13 protein-coding genes are annotated in these 16,252 nt (G+C 67.9%); 8 read left to right on the forward strand and 5 right to left on the reverse strand.

Features of this window, described 5'->3' with window-relative positions:
* The first annotated feature begins 208 nt into the window (after positions 1 to 208).
* Positions 209 to 3,343 carry an isoleucine--tRNA ligase gene (gene ileS, locus IBX18_RS20570; RefSeq protein ID WP_194835214.1) on the forward strand — a complete coding sequence of 1,045 codons (3,135 nt, stop codon included), beginning with the start codon at positions 209 to 211 and terminating at the stop codon, positions 3,341 to 3,343.
* Between the two features lie 95 nt (positions 3,344 to 3,438).
* On the opposite strand, the gene IBX18_RS42175 is transcribed toward ileS, so the two are convergent.
* Complete coding sequence (locus IBX18_RS42175) at positions 3,439 to 3,714, reverse strand: ester cyclase (protein ID WP_306796336.1); 276 nt, start codon at positions 3,712 to 3,714, stop codon at positions 3,439 to 3,441.
* Between IBX18_RS42175 and IBX18_RS20580 the strand changes: the two genes are divergently transcribed.
* Both IBX18_RS20580 and IBX18_RS20585 read left to right on the forward strand, forming a co-directional pair.
* The gene (locus tag IBX18_RS20580; protein WP_228541591.1) at positions 3,658 to 4,254 is read left to right on the forward strand and encodes a hypothetical protein; all 597 of its coding nucleotides are present in this window, start codon (positions 3,658 to 3,660) and stop codon (positions 4,252 to 4,254) included. The genes IBX18_RS42175 and IBX18_RS20580 overlap by 57 nt on opposite strands.
* A gap of 267 nt (positions 4,255 to 4,521) precedes the next feature.
* A complete protein-coding gene (locus IBX18_RS20585; protein WP_306796337.1) occupies positions 4,522 to 5,025 on the forward strand; it encodes an NlpC/P60 family protein in 504 nt (167 codons plus the stop codon).
* Between the two features lie 73 nt (positions 5,026 to 5,098).
* On the opposite strand, the gene IBX18_RS20590 is transcribed toward IBX18_RS20585, so the two are convergent.
* Positions 5,099 to 5,983 carry a UTP--glucose-1-phosphate uridylyltransferase gene (locus IBX18_RS20590; protein ID WP_147138829.1) on the reverse strand — a complete coding sequence of 295 codons (885 nt, stop codon included), beginning with the start codon at positions 5,981 to 5,983 and terminating at the stop codon, positions 5,099 to 5,101.
* A gap of 244 nt (positions 5,984 to 6,227) precedes the next feature.
* Here IBX18_RS20590 and IBX18_RS20595 point away from each other — a divergent pair, with 244 nt between their 5' ends.
* The 4 genes from IBX18_RS20595 (at position 6,228) to IBX18_RS20610 (ending at position 11,924) form a co-directional block, all read left to right on the forward strand.
* Positions 6,228 to 6,377 (forward strand): hypothetical protein, encoded by a 150-nt coding sequence (locus IBX18_RS20595; protein WP_194835216.1) that lies wholly within the window; start codon positions 6,228 to 6,230, stop codon positions 6,375 to 6,377.
* On the forward strand, positions 6,374 to 7,774 hold the full coding sequence (locus IBX18_RS20600; RefSeq protein ID WP_306796338.1) for a DNA polymerase IV: 1,401 nt from the start codon (positions 6,374 to 6,376) through the stop codon (positions 7,772 to 7,774). Before IBX18_RS20595 ends, IBX18_RS20600 begins: the two co-directional genes overlap by 4 nt.
* Positions 7,775 to 7,933: 159 nt before the next feature.
* The gene (locus IBX18_RS20605; protein WP_107655174.1) at positions 7,934 to 8,467 is read left to right on the forward strand and encodes a hypothetical protein; all 534 of its coding nucleotides are present in this window, start codon (positions 7,934 to 7,936) and stop codon (positions 8,465 to 8,467) included.
* Positions 8,468 to 8,618: 151 nt separating this feature from the next.
* A complete protein-coding gene (locus IBX18_RS20610) occupies positions 8,619 to 11,924 on the forward strand; it encodes an arabinosyltransferase domain-containing protein (RefSeq protein WP_194835217.1) in 3,306 nt (1,101 codons plus the stop codon).
* Positions 11,925 to 12,074: 150 nt separating this feature from the next.
* Here the strand turns inward: IBX18_RS20610 and IBX18_RS20615 are convergent, their stop codons facing one another.
* From IBX18_RS20615 to rarD, 3 genes are read right to left on the reverse strand one after another with little or no spacing between them, the layout of a single operon-like run.
* Positions 12,075 to 12,518 (reverse strand): type II toxin-antitoxin system VapC family toxin, encoded by a 444-nt coding sequence (locus IBX18_RS20615; protein ID WP_194835218.1) that lies wholly within the window; start codon positions 12,516 to 12,518, stop codon positions 12,075 to 12,077.
* On the reverse strand, positions 12,505 to 12,789 hold the full coding sequence (locus tag IBX18_RS20620) for a type II toxin-antitoxin system VapB family antitoxin (RefSeq protein WP_194835219.1): 285 nt from the start codon (positions 12,787 to 12,789) through the stop codon (positions 12,505 to 12,507). Before IBX18_RS20620 ends, IBX18_RS20615 begins: the two co-directional genes overlap by 14 nt.
* Before the next feature lie 28 nt (positions 12,790 to 12,817).
* Positions 12,818 to 13,753: an EamA family transporter RarD gene (gene rarD, locus IBX18_RS20625; protein ID WP_194835220.1), complete on the reverse strand. Its 936-nt coding sequence runs from the start codon at positions 13,751 to 13,753 to the stop codon at positions 12,818 to 12,820.
* Between the two features lie 35 nt (positions 13,754 to 13,788).
* On the opposite strand from rarD, the gene IBX18_RS20630 reads away from it, so the two are divergent.
* Positions 13,789 to 16,227, forward strand: coding sequence for an HAD-IC family P-type ATPase (locus tag IBX18_RS20630; protein WP_194835221.1), 2,439 nt, complete (start codon positions 13,789 to 13,791; stop codon positions 16,225 to 16,227).
* Positions 16,228 to 16,252: the final 25 nt, after the last annotated feature.

Here is a 16,252-nt window from a genome sequence, read left to right on the forward strand (position 1 = left end):
GCCATCACCGGGGAGCCTTCGGAAGAACAGCACCCGCGGCCTGCTCGGCGGCGGTGCCCAGTAGAACCGAACGGGTGAGCCCGTCACAGCTCACAACGAGAGGTTCGGCCGCTCTGGCCGGACAAGCGGGGTGGTACCGCGGTATCGACGCACCGGCGTCGGCATCGTCCCCGTGCCAACGTAAACGGCACGAGGAGACGCACCCGCGATGGCGGACCAAACTTCCAGCAACAGCGGATACCCGCGCGTCGACCTCGGTGTCGGCACGGGATCGGCGTTCCCCGCGATGGAGCGCCGCGTGCTAGACGCCTGGGCGGCCGCCGACACCTTCCGCGCGAGCATCGAAAACCGTTCCGGGGCAGCGGAGTTCGTCTTCTACGACGGACCGCCGTTTGCCAACGGTCTGCCACATTACGGGCATTTGCTCACCGGATACGTCAAAGACCTGGTACCGCGTTTCCAGACGATGCGCGGCAAGCGGGTCGACCGGCGATTCGGCTGGGACTGTCACGGATTGCCCGCGGAAATCGAAGCGGAGAAACAGCTCGGTATCACGGACAAATCACAGATCGACGAGATGGGCCTCGCCGAATTCAACGCGGCCTGTAAATCTTCCGTGCTCCGCTACACCGGTGAATGGCGCGATTATGTGACACGTCAGGCGCGCTGGGTCGACTTCGACAACGACTACAAGACACTCGATCTCGACTTCATGGAGTCGGTGATGTGGGCGTTCAAGTCGTTGCACGAGAAGGGGTTGATCTATCAGGGCTTCCGGGTGCTGCCCTACAGCTGGTATGAGCAGACGCCGCTGTCGAATCAGGAGACCCGCCTCGACGACGCGTACAAGATGCGCCAGGACCCGGCGGTCACCGTCGACATGGTGCTGCGCGTCCCCGCCGAGCATCCGCTGCACGCCTTGGACGGCGCCAACGCGCTGATCTGGACCACCACCCCGTGGACGCTGCCGTCGAACCTCGCGATCGCCGTGCACCCCGACGTCCGCTACGTGCACCTGCGCGCCGCCGACGGCAAGCGCTATCTGCTGGCGGCCGAACGCGTGTCGCACTACGCCCGCGAATTCGGTGACGAGCCGGAGACACTCGGCGAGTACGACGGCGCCGCGCTCACCGACCTGTCCTACGAGCCGCCGTTCGACTTCTTCGCAGGCCACCCGCGCGCGCACCGCGTGCTGAACGCCGACTACGTGACCACCGACTCCGGCACCGGAATCGTGCACCTCGCACCGGCATTCGGTGAGGAGGACATGGACGTCGCCACGGCCAACGGCATCGAGATCGTGCAGCCGCTGGACCCGGGCGGCAAGTTCACCTCGATGGTGCCGCCGTACGAGGGCCTGATGGTGTTCGACGCCAACCCGGTCATCATCAAGGACCTCAAGGCCGCCGGAAAGCTGTTGCGGCACGAGACCATCGAGCACTCCTACCCGCACAGCTGGCGCTCCGGTCAGCCGCTGATCTACATGGCGGTGCCGTCCTGGTTCGTCGCGGTGACCAAGTTCCGCGACCGGATGGTCGAGCTGAACCAGCGGATCAGCTGGGTGCCCGAGCACATCCGCGACGGCCAGTTCGGCAAGTGGCTGGAGGGCGCGCGGGACTGGAACATCAGCCGGAACCGCTACTGGGGCAGCCCGATCCCGGTGTGGGTCTCCGACAACCCGGACTACCCGCGGATGGACGTGTACGGCTCGCTCGACGAGCTGGAACGCGACTTCGGCGTGCGCCCGGACGATCTGCACCGCCCGATGATCGACGAGCTGACCCGGCCGAACCCGGACGACCCGACCGGGCAGTCGATCATGCGCCGGGTGCCCGAGGTGCTCGACTGCTGGTTCGAGTCGGGCTCGATGCCGTTCGCCCAGGTGCACTACCCGTTCGAGAACAAGGAGTGGTTCGACAGCCACTTCCCCGGTGACTTCATCGTCGAGTACAACGGGCAGACCCGCGGCTGGTTCTACACGCTGCACGTGCTCTCGACCGCGCTCTTCGACAGCCATGCCTTCAAAACCGTTGCCGCACACGGCATCGTGCTCGGCGACGACGGCCTGAAGATGAGCAAGTCCAAGGGCAACTACCCGAACGTCAACGAGGTGTTCGATCGGGACGGCTCCGACGCGATGCGCTGGTTCCTGATGAGCTCGCCGATCCTGCGCGGCGGCAACCTCATCGTCACCGAGCGCGGCATCCGCGAGGGCGTCAGCCATGCGCTGCGGCCGCTGTGGAACGCGTGGACGTTCCTGAACCTGTATGCCTCGAAACCGGGTACCTGGCGCACGGATTCGCCGAACGTGCTGGATCGCTACATCTTGGCCAAGCTCGCGCAAACCCGCGACGCGATGACCGAGGCGCTGGAGACCTACGACATCGCCGGGGCCTGCGAGCAGCTTCGCGGATTCGCCGACGCGCTCACCAATTGGTATGTGCGCCGGTCGCGTTCGCGCTTCTGGAGCGAGGAGCCGGATGCGGTGGACACGCTGCACACGGTGCTCGAGGTGGTCACCCGGCTGGCCGCGCCGCTGCTGCCGCTGATCACCGAGGTGATCTGGCGGGGTCTCACCGGCGGCGAGTCGGTGCACCTGACCGACTGGCCGGCTGACGGTGAGCTGCCCGCCGATCCGGAGCTGGTCGCCGCGATGGACGAGGCCAGGGTGGTCTGCTCGACGGTGCTGAGCCTGCGCAAGGCACAGAACCTGCGGGTGCGGCTGCCGCTGGCCGAGGTCACCATCGCCGCGGCCGACGCCGAGCGGCTCGCGCCCTACGCCGACATCATCGCCGACGAGGTGAACGTCAAGAAGGTCGACCTGACCACCGACGTCGCCGTGCACGGCCGGTTCGAACTGGTCGTCAACGCCCGTGCCGCAGGCCCGCGCCTGGGCAAGGACGTGCAGACGGTGATCAAGGCGGTCAAGGCCGGCGAATGGTCCGAGGACGCCGACGGTGTCGTCACCGCCGCCGGAATCGCCCTACTCCCCGAGGAATACACGCAGCGCCTGGTGGCCGCCGAACCCGAGTCCACCGCCGCCCTGCCCGGCAATGCCGGTCTGGTGGTGCTGAACTCGGTGGTCACCGAGGAACTGGAGGCCGAGGGCTGGGCCCGCGACCTCATCCGTGATCTGCAGGAGACCCGAAAGTCCTTGGGGCTGGATGTCTCCGACCGGATCTCGGTGCTGCTCGAGGTGCCCGCCGACCGGGCCGGTTGGGCCGACACGCACCGCGAGCTGATCGCGGGCGAGATCCTCGCCACCACCCTCACCTTCGGCGAGGCGGGGGCCGACGCCGCCGATCTGGTCGGTGGCGTGCGGGCGCAGGTCACCAAGGCCTGACACGTCGAACAGCAAGGGCGGGACCAGCTGGTCCCGCCCTTGCTCGTCCCGCTGCCGCACCGCGATCCCGCGTTCGGCGGCCTTGTAGGCGCCCATCAGGCCGGTGCCGTCAACTGCTGCATGATGGCGGCGGTGTCCAGCCAGACGTTCTCCCGGCTGATCTTGTCGTCGCGGATCTCGCAGACGTGCAGTATCCGGAAATCGATGGGGCGGTTGCCGCCGGGGATGCCCAGGAACGTGCCGGTCGCCCGGCCGTACCAATGGGATTCGTCGACGACGAGATTCTCAATAGCGGCCGCGCGAAGAATCAGAAGATGCGCACCAGGGAGGCTCTGCTCGCGGCCGCGCTCGAACTCGCTCGCAACGGTCACTCGCCCTCGATCGCCGAGGTCGCCGAGGCCGCGCAGGTCTCCACCGCCACCGCGTATCGGCCGCAGTCGCTGTGGTCGGACATGGCGACCCGGCAGGCCGGGACCACCGGTGGCTTCCCGGACTTCCTCGACGACCTGCCCGATGATCCGGAGCGGCGCATCGACCGGGTGGTGCGCGAGGTCTGCGCCTTCCAGTTCGCGGATGAAGTGGTGTGGCGTGGCGTATTGCGAGCAACCCTTGATCGCTGGTTCAGTCAGGTCGATGTCGCTGAGGCGGAACGAGTTCCGGTGCGCGGGGTGACCCGGTTGGAGATGGCGCGGGTCGCCTTGGCGCCGTTGCGGGACACGCTGTCGGCGGAGCGGATGGAGCGGTTGGTGAACGCGGTGACGCTGGTCTTCGGGATTGAAGCCCTGGTCTCCACCCGGGACACCTGTGGGCTCGACGTAGCGGCGGCCACCGAGACGATGAGCTGGGCGGCCCGCTCCTTGGTCCGCGCTGCCCTTGCCGAAGCGGGCGCGGACCAACCCTCGGCCGAATAACATGTGATGTAGATCACATGCCAGAAATTTGCTGATCTGCGGTTGCAGGTTCAAGCGGCACGGCAGAATCGAAGATGGTGCTGCTGTTGCGGAGATCGACTTCTGGGGCAGTAGTGAGTTCGTGAGTTGTCCTACCTGAATGCGCTGTGCCAGGTGTTTGTGCGCCGGACACGGCGGCTGCGGCCCCTGTGGCGCTGCTCGACCCAGGCGTCAGCCGGGACCGCCGGATGGTGGCCCGCGCGCCGGGCCGCCGGAAGGGACGAGCACGTGAACAGAAAACCCTTGCGTCGCATCGCTTTCGGATTTCTCCTAGCGACCGCCGCGACCCTGATCCTGGCGGGTCCGGGCTGGTCGGACACCGGTAGCGCTACCGGCAGCGCCCAATCCCTGTCCGCCTCCGGTTCGGGCGCGATCCCGCTGCCCAGCTCGAACGGCGTAGGTGCGCTGGCGGCGGCGGTCTCGCAGACCGGAAAGCCCTACGAGTGGGGCGGCACCGGACCGTTCACCTGGGACTGCTCCGGCCTGGTCCAATGGGCCTTCCGCCAGGTCGGCGTCCGCATTCCGCGCACCACCTGGGAACAGGCCAGAGCGGGCGCACCCGTCCCGTACTACGCGCTCTCACCCGGCGACGTGGTGGTGCTGAACACCGACGGCTCGCACGTCGGCATCTACGCCGGGTTCGGCCAGATCTTCAACGCCTACGACTGGGGCGTCCCCGTCGGTCTCAGCCCGCTCAAGCAGTTCGACATCTACGCGATCCGCCGCTTCTAGCCGCACATCCGCTGATGTCCCGCACCGGAAATCGCGTGCGATTCGGTCTGCGGGACATCAGGGTGTGTGCGGCTCAGTCCTTCTCGTCGACCAGGCTGCGCAGCAGTGGGGCGTACTGCGGGTTGGCCAGCGCCGAGGCGAACTGGGCGACCAGGTAGTCGGCCGGATTGCCGGTGTCGTACCAGCGGCCCCGGATCACCTGGCCGTAGACGGGGTTCTCGGCGGCGTGCACGTTGATCGCGTCGGTCAGGTAGACCTCGCCGGAGCGGTGCTCGTACCAGGCCTTGGTCTGGGCGCGCAGCTCGTCGATGATGCCGGGGGTGACCACATAGCCGCCGATCGCGGCGAAGTCCGACGGCGCGTCCTCGGGCTTGGGCTTCTCCCGCAGGCCGGTGATGCGCAACAGGCCGTGGCCCTGATCGTCGGCGACGACCGGGACGCCGTAGCGCTGCGACTCGGCCGGGTCCATCGGCATCAGCGCGAGCACCGGGGCGCCGGTGGCCTCGTAGGCGTCGATCAGCTGCTGGGCGCGCGGCACCTCGGCGACGAACACGTCGTCGGGCCACAGCACCAGCATCGGCTCGTCACCCAGGTTGCGGGCCGCGTTCAGGACCGGGGTGCCGTTACCGTAGGGGCCGTGCTGGTCGAGGTAGGTGATGTGGCCGAGCCTGGACAGTTCGCCGACCTCTTCGACCGCGTCGGCGTAGGCGGTCTTGCCGTCCGCGCGTAGCTGGGCCACCAGCGCGGGGTTGGGGCGGAAGTGGTCCTGGATCAACGATTTTCCGCTGCTGACCACGATGGTGATGTCGGTGATGCCCGACGCGACCAGCTCGCGGACCGTATGTTCGATGACCGGCTTGTCGCCGACCGGCAGCATCTCCTTGGGGATGGCCTTGGTCAGCGGGAGGAGCCGGGAACCGATACCGGCGGCCGGGATCACGGCCTTGCGGATCTTCATAGGTCCGATCATCACACATGAAGCTGTGCGGCAAGGGCGGTCCCCGCGCTTCGTCAACTGTTTACCGAAACCGTGTAGTGCGCTCGGGCGGGTGATATCTGCCCAGGTCGCGGGCTGGTTGTCCGTTCAATGTCGAAATTGCATCACTTCGGATCGCGACAGGAAACCGACAGCTAGTCCGCAGTCACCACACAGCGTCGGCGCCTGCCCGATGCTGTCGGTGGGCGGGCGTAGATTTCCGAAGGTGAGTACGGACAAGGCGATCGTCGCCGACCGGGCGCCTGCGGAGGGGCCGGCGGATTCGGCCTGGCTGGGGGAGTTCGGGCAGCGCGCCGCCGACGTGCTGCCGGTGCGCTTACCGGAGTCCAGGAAACCTTCGGCGAAACCACGGTGAGTGAGCAGCATCCACTGGCCCGCGCCGACGCACAGAGCACTGCCCGGCGCTGGGTGCTGCACATCGATATGGATGCGTTCTTCGCGTCCGTAGAACAGTTGACGCGTCCCACGTTGCGCGGGCGCCCGGTTCTCGTGGGCGGCATCGGCGGGCGCGGTGTCGTCGCGGGCGCCAGTTATGAAGCGCGAGTGTACGGCGCGCGTTCGGCGATGCCGATGCATCAGGCGCGCAGGCTGATCGGCGTCACCGCGGTGGTGGTGCCGCCGCGCGGTGCGGTGTACGGCGTGCTGAGCGGGCAGGTGTTCGACACCCTGCGCAGCCGGATCCCGGTGCTGGAGACGCTGTCGTTCGACGAGGCGTTCGGCGAACCCGCCGAGCTGGCCGGTGCCACGGTGGCCGAGGTGCACGAGTTCTGTGCGGACCTGCGCGCCGCGGTGCGCGAACGCACCGGTCTGACCGCGTCCGTCGGCGCGGGCACCGGTAAGCAGCTCGCCAAGATCGCCTCCGGCCTCGCCAAACCCGATGGGATCCGGGTGGTTTCGGCGGTCGAACAGTCAGAGATGCTGTCCGCGCTGCCGGTCCGGAAGCTGTGGGGGATCGGCCCGGTGGCCGAGCACAAACTGCGCTCGCTCGGCATCGAGACGGTCGGCGCGTTCGCCGCGCTGCCCGAATCGGAGGCGATATCGATACTGGGCGGCGCGGTCGGCGCTGCGCTACATCGCCTCGCGCGCGGCATCGACGATCGCCCGGTGGCCGAGCGGGCCGAGGCCAAACAGATCAGCGCCGAGACCACCTTCGAGACCGATATCGTCACCCTCGCGCAGCTGCGCCCGGCGATCGAGGCGATGGCCGCGTCGGCGCATCGTCGCCTGATCGCCGACGGGCGCGCCGCCCGCACCGTCGTGCTCAAGCTGAAGAAGTCGGATATGAGCATCGTGACGCGCTCGTTCACGCTGCCGTACGCGACCGAGGACCTCACCACGCTGTCCACCGCCGCGCAGCGTTCCGCGATCGACCCGACCGAGCTGGGTCCGATCCGGCTGGTCGGGGTCGGCTACGGCGGATTGTCCACGGTGCGGCAGGAGTCGCTGTTTCCCGAATTGGATCAGGCGCCGGTCGCCGAGGACGGTGTCTGGGAACAGGCCGCCGAGTTGGCGGAGGACGCGGAGGAGGCACCGGCGACCGCGCCGCTCGCGACCGCGCTGTCGGTTCCGCTCTGGCATCCGGGCATGGACGTCGAGCACCCCGAGTACGGCCACGGCTGGGTTCAAGGCGGTGGATACGGCGTCGTCACCGTGCGATTCGAGACCCGCTCGACCGGTCCGGGCCCGGCCCGCACCTTCGCCGCCGACGACCCGGGTCTGAGCAGAGCCGATCCGCTGCACAGTCTGCGGTGACGGGGTCGGCGCAGCGCTCGACATCGCCGAGCCCACCGCGTACGTTCGCTGCCGACGACATCAGTCAGTCCCGTGTGGGTCCACGCGGTGGTCCTCTGTGCCGGTAGCCTGGGAGCTCGTGCAGCGCCGCCGGTCGGGTGGAGGCTGCCATTGGTGGACATGACACGGACCTACTCGAACGCAAAGGACGAGCAGTTGAAGCTTCGTAAGACTGGACGCATCGCGATCGCCGGCCTGGCCATCGTTGCCGCGCTAGGTATGACCGCGTGCGGCGACGACAAGGACAGCAAGCCGGCCGCCAAGACGTCGACCAGCGCCAAGGCGTCGGCGTCGGCCGCCGCGAACCTGCCGCCGGTCCCGACAGTCGCGGAGCTGAACGCCGCACTGGCCCGCGCACTGGACCCGGCGGTTCCGGCGTCGGAGAAGCTGGACGGTGTCCAGGGCGCCGAGGCCGACCCGACCCTGCCGGATCGCCTCTCGCAGGCCGCCAAGGGCGCCGACGTGAAGATCGAGGTCACCGACGTGACCGAGTTCGGCGACAGTGTCAACGCCAAGGCCAAGTTCGTGGTCAACGGCCAGGAGAACCTCGTCGACGTGCCCTTCGTGGCCGACAACGGCAAGTGGAAGATCCAGAAGTCCTGGGCCTGCGCCATGCTGACCAACCTGGGCCAGACCTCCACGGCCTGCAGCTAGTTCGTGCCGCCGCGGCCGGCTCCCAGCGAGCCGGCCGCGACAACGACCTCCGTTCGAGTCGATGACCGAATGCGCAGGCTGAGTACGTGATTCGACCGCCGATAGCTGGGACTCTGTGTCATCCGATGATTACGCGCTAGCATCCAGCGTCGTGACTGTCAGTGACGCTGTGCGTGAATCCGCCCAACCGTCGGCACCCCAGGAGCCGCAGGATTCCGGAGCGCACCGCGGTGTCGCTCGCCGAATCAGGTTGCTGGCAATCGTCAGTGGGCTGCTGGCCATCCTCGCCGCCGCGTCGATCCCGTTCCTGCCGGTCGAGCAGGATCAATCCAGTGTGGCGTGGCCGCAGACGGCGGCGGTCACCTCGGTCACCGCGCCGCTGCTCACCTACGCGCCGATGGACCTATCCGCCGAGCTACCGTGCGCCGCCTTCGACGCGCTCGCCGACTCGGGTGGCGTTGTGGTGTCGACCATTCCGCGGCAGTCGCCCGATCTGGAGCGCTACGGATTCGTCGTCAAAGTCGTCCCCGATGCCGCGGATCGCGCGGGCCGGGTCGACGTGGTGTCCCGCAACACGCTGCTGTGGTCGGCGCCGCTGAGCGCGGTCCGCAACGGATCCTGCGCGGTCCACGTCGAGATGGATACGCAGCGGACTACGGTCACGGCAACGGGTCTCGCGGATTCGCGCAAGGAGTTCACCACCGACATCCGCCCGCAGGTTGTCGGCGTCTTCAGTGACCTGACCGGTGCGGCACCGGCGGGTTTGCACGTGAATGTGCAAGTGGATTCCCGTTTTTCGGCCTCGCCGACGCCGTTGAAGTTGGCCGCGATCGCGCTGGCCGTGTTGGCGACGCTGGTCGCGCTGGTCGCGCTGTACCGCCTGGACAGTGCGGACGGGCGAAAGTCGCGGCGGTTCCTGCCTACTCGATGGTGGCGGTTGCAGCCTGCCGACTACCTGGTGTTCGCCACGCTGTTGGTGTGGCACTTCATCGGGGCCAATACCTCCGATGACGGTTATATCCTCGGCATGGCTCGCGCCTCGCAGAGCTCGGGTTTCATGTCGAATTACTACCGCTGGTTCAGCGTCGACGAGGGACCGTTCTACACCCCGTACACCGACATGATCTCGCTGCTGACCCATGTGTCGTCGGCGAGTCCGTGGGTTCGGTTGCCCACCTTGCTCGTCGGTGTCTTCACCTGGTGGGTGATCAGTCGGGAGATCCTGCCCCGGCTCGGCATCGCCCTGCGCTTCGACAAGATCGTGGTGTGGACCAGTGCACTGGTCTTCCTCGCGTTCTGGATGCCCTACAACAACGGTCTGCGCGCGGAACCCTTTGTGGCGCTTGGCGTGATCCTCACCTGGGCCTCGGTCGAACGCGCCATCGCCACCCGTCGTCTGCTGCCTTACGCGTTCGCGATCATCGTCGCGGCGCTGACACTGACTGTCGCACCGTCGGGCCTGATCTGCGTCGGCGCGCTCGCGGCCGGAGCGCGCACGGTCACCGCGGTGATCGTGCAGCGGGCCAAGAGCGCCGGGTACCTCTCCTTGCTGCTGCCGTTGCTGGCCGCCGGACTGGCGGTGCTGACCGTGGTCTTCGCGGATCGAACCCTGGCGGGCGCGCTCGAAATGTTCTATGTGCACGGGCGGATCGGCCCAGGCGAGTCCTGGTTCTTCGAGTTCCTGCGCTACCAGTACCTGCTGCAGATCAACGCCGACGGCTGGCTCACCCGGCGGTTCGGCATGTTCATGCTGCTGCTCGGCCTGGCGGTCTGCGTGGTGACCATGTTGCGCCGGGGCGGGCGCATTCCGGGGACCGCGCTCGGACCGGGACGCAGGCTCGTCGGCATCACCGTCGCCGCGATGGTGCTGATGATGTTCTCCCCGACGAAGTGGACCCACCAGTTCGGCGTGTTCGCCGGGCTGGCCGCCTGCGTCGCGGCGCTCACCGCCGTCTCGATCAGCCCCGCCGTCATGCGTCCGCTGCGTAACCGGGCACTGTTCGCCACCGCGGTCTTCTTCGCGTTGGCGCTGACCTTCGTCGGTGCCAACGGCTACTGGTACGTCTCGGCGTGGGGAATTCCGTGGTGGGACAAGCCGCCGACCTTCGCCGGTTTCGGGCTGTCGACCTTCGCCGCCGGGCTTTCGGTGCTCGCGCTCGCGGTCGCGGCCTGGTTCCACATTCGGCCGGAAACACAGCCACGCGCAGGCTCGGTGCCGGGACGAATCGCCCGCGTTCCGGTGCTTGCCGTCGTCGCGGCCGCCATGGTGGCGTTCGAGGTGCTGTCGTTCGCGAAAGCGGCTGTGGCGCAGTATCCGTCGTATTCGATGGCGCAATCGAACCTGTCCGCCGCGTTCTCCGGCGGCTGCGGCCTCGCCGACAAGGTGCTGATCGAGACCGATCCCAACGCGTCGGTGTTGCCGCCGCTGGCCGGTGATGCCGCGACTGCGCTCGCCGGCGCCGAGTCGACCGGCTTCACTCCGAACGGGGTGGCTACTGATCTCACCTCCGATGAGGTCGAATCCACCACGGGCAAGGCGAATTCCGTCGCCAGCGCCGACTCCGACGATACGGCCGATCCGAAGGCCGGTTCGAAATCGCCGGGGTCCGAGACCGGTACGTCGGGTGCGGGTATCAACGGCAGCAGTGTCCCGTTGCCATTCGGACTCGACCCGGCGACCACGCCCGTGCTGGGTAGCTACCGCGACGGCGCCCAGGTGCCGGCCGAGCTGACCACCGGGTGGTACCGACTTCCCAACGCCACTAACGGAAGTCGCGGCGACATCATCTCGATCGCCGTCGCCGGACGGATCCGGCACGTCGACAGCGACGGTATCGTCCACCCCGGCCAGGACCTCCGCCTCGAGTACGGCCGCGCCGGATCCGACGGCACGGCGGTCGCGCTCGGCAGCGTGGACCCGATCGACATCGGGCCGTCCCCGTCGTGGCGCAACATGCGTGTCCCGCTGGATCAGCTGCCCGGTGACGCCGATGCCGTCCGGATCGTCGCGAGCGACAAGGATCTCGGTAAGGACCAGTGGCTCGCGGTGACTCCGCCGCGGGTGCCGCAGACGAAAACCCTGACGGCCGTGGTGGGTTCGCGGACACCGGTGCTGCTGGACTGGGAGGTCGTGCTGAACTTCCCCTGCCAGAACCTGGTGCCCACCCACGCAGGCGTCGGCGACCTGCCGACCTACCGAATCCTGCCGGACCGCAACGGTGCGACCATCACCAACCTGTGGCAGGACCACAACGGTGGCGGTCCACTCGGCTGGACCCAGCTGCTCTTCACCGCCCGCGCGCTGCCCACCTATCTGGACCAGGACTGGGACCGGGACTGGGGCTCGATCGAGCAGTACCTCCCCCTCGACCCCAATGCCCAGCCCGCCAAGGTGACCATCGACGAAACCCAACGCTGGGGCACCTGGACCCCCGGCCACATCAACACCGCCTGGTAGGTAGGCGCACGCCCGGCCGAACCGCTGGCCGTACACCCTCTGTGTGAGGCGCACACCCCTATAGCGGGTGTGCGCACGCCGAAAAAGGGTGTGCGGCCAGTGCTGGCTCCCGGCGTTACCTGCGGCGAGGCTATCAAACCCTTTGGCGCGTCAGGCTTTCGACTGCACCGCGAACGGGTGCTGCCAGCGTAGGCCAGGGAAGCGGGCGAACCCGCGATCGCAGGTGATCAGTTCGCTGCCGGACTCGATGGCCAAGGCGGCGTGGTAGGCATCGGCGACGTCGTTGCCTCGGGCGTCGACGGTGCGGCACAGGTGCGCGAAGATCTCGTAGTGGCGGGGTCCGGGGCGCACGGGACGGGAGTTCGGTGCACCGATCAATATCTCGGTGAATTGGAGGGCTTGGTCCGGCGGGGTCGGCGTCCGGAAGATGCGCGGATTGGTGACCACGCGAACGAACCCGCTGAGCACCAACTCGCTCAAGGCGAAGGTGGCGGGTCCGTTCACCAACGTGGTCAGCCAGTCGTGCGCGGCGGCGTGATCGGGTGATTCGACCCGGAACGCGTAGACCAGGACGTTGACGTCAGGAAGCAGCATCGGACAACGTCGATCGCAGGCGTGCGTCGTCGTCCTCGTAACCGGCGTCGCGGACCGTATTCCACTGGGCGAGGTTGATGCCGACCTGAACCCCGTCGCCGCCGCCCGTCGGTAGGACGATGTCCATCCGTGCGGTGCCCCGTGCGCTGAGGTCTTCGAGCAGCATGCGTAACGCCTCCTCGATCAGGCTGGTCAGGGTTCGTCCGTCGCGAGCGGCCTGTTGCTTGGCGGCGCGCAGCAGCGCATCGTCCAGATCCAAAGTCGTCCGCATGCAGATCACTGTACTCCGCCGTGCAGATTTATGCATCCGTCGATTTGGCTTGCGATCCGGCAGCAACGGTGCTGGTCCGGGCCTCGCGGTGGGTGCGGCGGGCACGCAGCAGGGCGTGCGCGGTGAAGATGGCCAGGGCCGTCCAGATGAGGGCGAAGCCGGCCCAGCGGGAGGCGGGCATCGGTTCGTGCGCGACGGCGACACCCCAGGCCATCTGGAGCGCCGGGGTGAGGTACTGCAGTAGCCCCATGGTGGAGAGCGGAACGCGTTGGGCGGCAACGGTGAACAGCAGCAGCGGGATGAGCGTGACCGGACCGGTGGCCACCATCAGCGCGGCATGCCCTGTGCTGGAACCGAATTCGCTGCGCCCGGTCAGGGCGAGCACGATCACGAAGACGAGGGCGAACGGCGCGGCCACCACGCCCTCGGCGGCGATGCCGCGCACCGCGTCCAGCGGGATCACCTTCTTCACCAGGCCGTACGTCGCGAAGGAGCAGGCCAGCACCAGCGCGATGACCGGTGGCCTGCCGTAGTCGACGGTGAGCACCGCCACCGCCGCGGCGCCGAGACCGAGCGCGGCCCACTGCGCCTTCGCCAGCCGCTCGCGAAAGATGAGCACCCCGAACGCGACGGTCACCAAGGGGTTGATGAAGTACCCGAGCGCACACTCCACGACGTGACCCGAGGTGACGCCGAACACATACACACCCCAGTTGATCGCGATCGCCGCCGACGCCACCGCGGCCAACCGCCAGATCCGCGCGCCGATACCGCGTAGCTCGCGCAACCGTCCGCTCACCAGCAGCATCGCGAGCACCAACACCAAGGTCCACAGAATCCGCTGCGCAACCACCTCGGCCGCACTGGCGAACGCCAGCAACCCGAAGAAAGCGGGGAACAAACCCCAGAGGAAGAACGCGCTCGTACCGAACGCAACACCGGGGATAGTCCTGGTTCGCTGCACGCTTCCGACGCTACTTCTCACGTAGCCTTGCGGTCATGTCGACTAGCGTGCAGGCCGCGCCTGCCACCGGATTGACCGCGGCGGAGGTCGAGCAACGTCGCCGCGACGGGCTCACCAACGATGTGCCGGACCGGGCCAGCCGCTCGGTCCGCGACATCGTCAGGGCCAACGTCTTCACCCGGATCAACGCCATCCTCGGCGTGCTGTTCATCCTGGTGATGGCCACCGGATCGATCATCGACGGCATGTTCGGACTGCTGATCGTCGCCAACAGCGCGGTCGGCATCATCCAGGAGGTCCGCGCCAAGCGCACCCTGGACAAGCTGGCCATCGTCAGCCAGGCCAAGCCGACCGTGCGCCGCGACGGCAAGTCCGTCGAGCTGGCGCCGCGCGAGGTGGTGCTCGACGACCTGATCGAGCTCGGCCCCGGCGACCAGATCGTGGTGGACGGCGAGGTCGCGGAGGCCTCGCTGCTGGAGATCGACGAATCGCTGCTCACCGGTGAGGCCGACCCGATCGACAAGCAGGTCGGCGCCGAGGTGATGTCGGGCAGTTACGTGGTGTCCGGTAGCGGCTGCTATCGCGCGACCAAGGTCGGCAAGGACGCGTACGCGGCGAAGCTGGCCGACGAGGCGAGCAAGTTCACCTTGGTCAAGTCGGAGCTGCGCAGCGGCATCGACACCATCCTGAAGGTGATCACCTACCTGCTGATCCCGGCGGGTGCGCTGAGCATCTACAACCAGCTGGTCTCCAGCAAGGAGTCGTGGCGGCCCGCGGTGACCGGCATGGTCGCGGCGCTGGTGCCGATGGTGCCGGAGGGCCTGGTGCTGATGACCTCGGTGGCCTTCGCGGTCGGCGTGGTCCGGCTCGGCAGGCGCCAGTGCCTGGTGCAGGAGCTGCCCGCCATCGAGGGCCTGGCCCGGGTCGACGTGGTGTGCGCGGACAAGACCGGCACGCTCACCGAGAACGGCATGCGCCTGTCCGAGATCAAGACGCTGGATTCCTTCGACGACAACGACATTCGACAAGCCCTGGCCGCGCTCGCGGCCGACGATCCGCGCCCGAACGCGAGCGTGCAGGCGATCGCCGAGGCGCTGCCGGACGGGCCGGGCTGGACGCGGACCGCGGTCGCGCCGTTCTCCTCGGCCAAGAAGTGGAGCGGCTGCTCCTACGGCGAGCACGGCGACTGGCTGCTCGGCGCGCCCGACGTGCTGCTCGACGCGAAGTCCGAAGATGCCAGGGTGGCAGAGGAACTCGGCTCCTCGGGGCTGCGCATCCTGCTGCTGGCCCGCAGCGACCGCCCGGTCGACGCCGCCGACGCGCCGGGCACCGTGCAGCCCGCCGCGCTGGTGGTGCTGGAGCAGCGGGTCCGGCCCGACGCCAAGGAAACGCTCGAATACTTTGCCAGCCAGAACGTTTCGATCAAGGTGATCTCCGGCGACAACGCCGTCTCGGTGGGCGCGGTGGCCGCCTCGCTCGACCTCACCGGCGGCGACCACGCGGTCGACGCGCGTCAATTGCCCGAGGGCCGCGAACAACTCGCCGACGTGCTCGACCACGAGACCACCTTCGGCCGGGTCCGGCCGGACCAGAAGCGGGCCATGGTCGCCGCACTCCAGTCGCGCGGCCACACCGTCGCGATGACCGGCGACGGCGTGAACGACGTGCTGGCGCTCAAGGACGCCGACATCGGTGTCGCGATGGGCGCGGGCAGCCCGGCCACCCGCGCGGTGGCGCAGATCGTGTTGCTGGACAACAAGTTCGCGACCCTGCCGTACGTGGTGGGGGAGGGCCGCCGGGTGATCGGCAATATCGAGCGGGTCTCGAATCTGTTCCTCACCAAGACCGTCTACTCGGTGCTGCTCGCCTTCCTGATCGGCATCGCGGGCGTCGGCTCACAGATCTTCGGCTACGACCCGATCGGCTATCCGTTCCTGCCGCGGCACGTCACGATCGCCGCCTGGTTCACCATCGGCATCCCGGCGTTCGTCCTCTCGCTCGCGCCCAACAACGAGCGTGCCCGCAGCGGATTCGTCCGTCGCGTCATGCGATTGGCGATTCCGTCCGGTGTGGTGATCGGCGTCGCGACCTTCGTCGCCTACCTGATCGCCTATGCCGGTCCGGAGGCCTCCGCGCAGCAGAAGGAGCAGGCAGGCACCACCGCGTTGATCACGCTGATCATGATCGCGGTGTGGGTGCTCGCCATCGTCGCCCGGCCGTACGTGTGGTGGAAGGTGGTGCTGATCTCGGTGTCGGTCGGCGCGTACATCTTCCTGTTCAGCGTTCCGTTCACCCGGGAGTTCTTCAAGTTGGACCCGTCCAATGTCGGGCTCACCACCGCCGCATTCATTTGTGGCGCTGTGGGTATCGTGCTCGTCGAGGTCGCGTGGTGGGTGAGCGCGACCCTGCTGGGGGAGAAGGCCGAACTCTTCCCGACCCCGAATGCGGCGGTTCCCGACAAACTGGACATCTGACCCGGCGCGCCGCGAGAACCCTTGT

This window comes from Nocardia sp. XZ_19_369 (assembly GCF_015355715.1).
In the GTDB taxonomy this organism is placed as follows: Bacteria; Actinomycetota; Actinomycetes; order Mycobacteriales; family Mycobacteriaceae; genus Nocardia.

Bases quoted from the DNA above. Each gene is read 5' to 3' on its own strand.
- ileS (WP_194835214.1), top strand. From the start codon at position 209: ATGGCGGACCAAACTTCCAGCAACAGCGGATACCCGCGCGTCGACCTC.
- IBX18_RS20580 (WP_228541591.1), top strand. From the start codon at position 3,658: ATGCGCACCAGGGAGGCTCTGCTCGCGGCCGCGCTCGAACTCGCTCGC.
- IBX18_RS20590 (WP_147138829.1), bottom strand. From the start codon at position 5,983: ATGAAGATCCGCAAGGCCGTGATCCCGGCCGCCGGTATCGGTTCCCGG.
- IBX18_RS20605 (WP_107655174.1), top strand. From the start codon at position 7,934: ATGACACGGACCTACTCGAACGCAAAGGACGAGCAGTTGAAGCTTCGT.
- IBX18_RS20615 (WP_194835218.1), bottom strand. From the start codon at position 12,518: ATGCTGCTTCCTGACGTCAACGTCCTGGTCTACGCGTTCCGGGTCGAA.
- IBX18_RS20620 (WP_194835219.1), bottom strand. From the start codon at position 12,789: ATGCGGACGACTTTGGATCTGGACGATGCGCTGCTGCGCGCCGCCAAG.
- IBX18_RS20630 (WP_194835221.1), top strand. From the start codon at position 13,789: ATGTCGACTAGCGTGCAGGCCGCGCCTGCCACCGGATTGACCGCGGCG.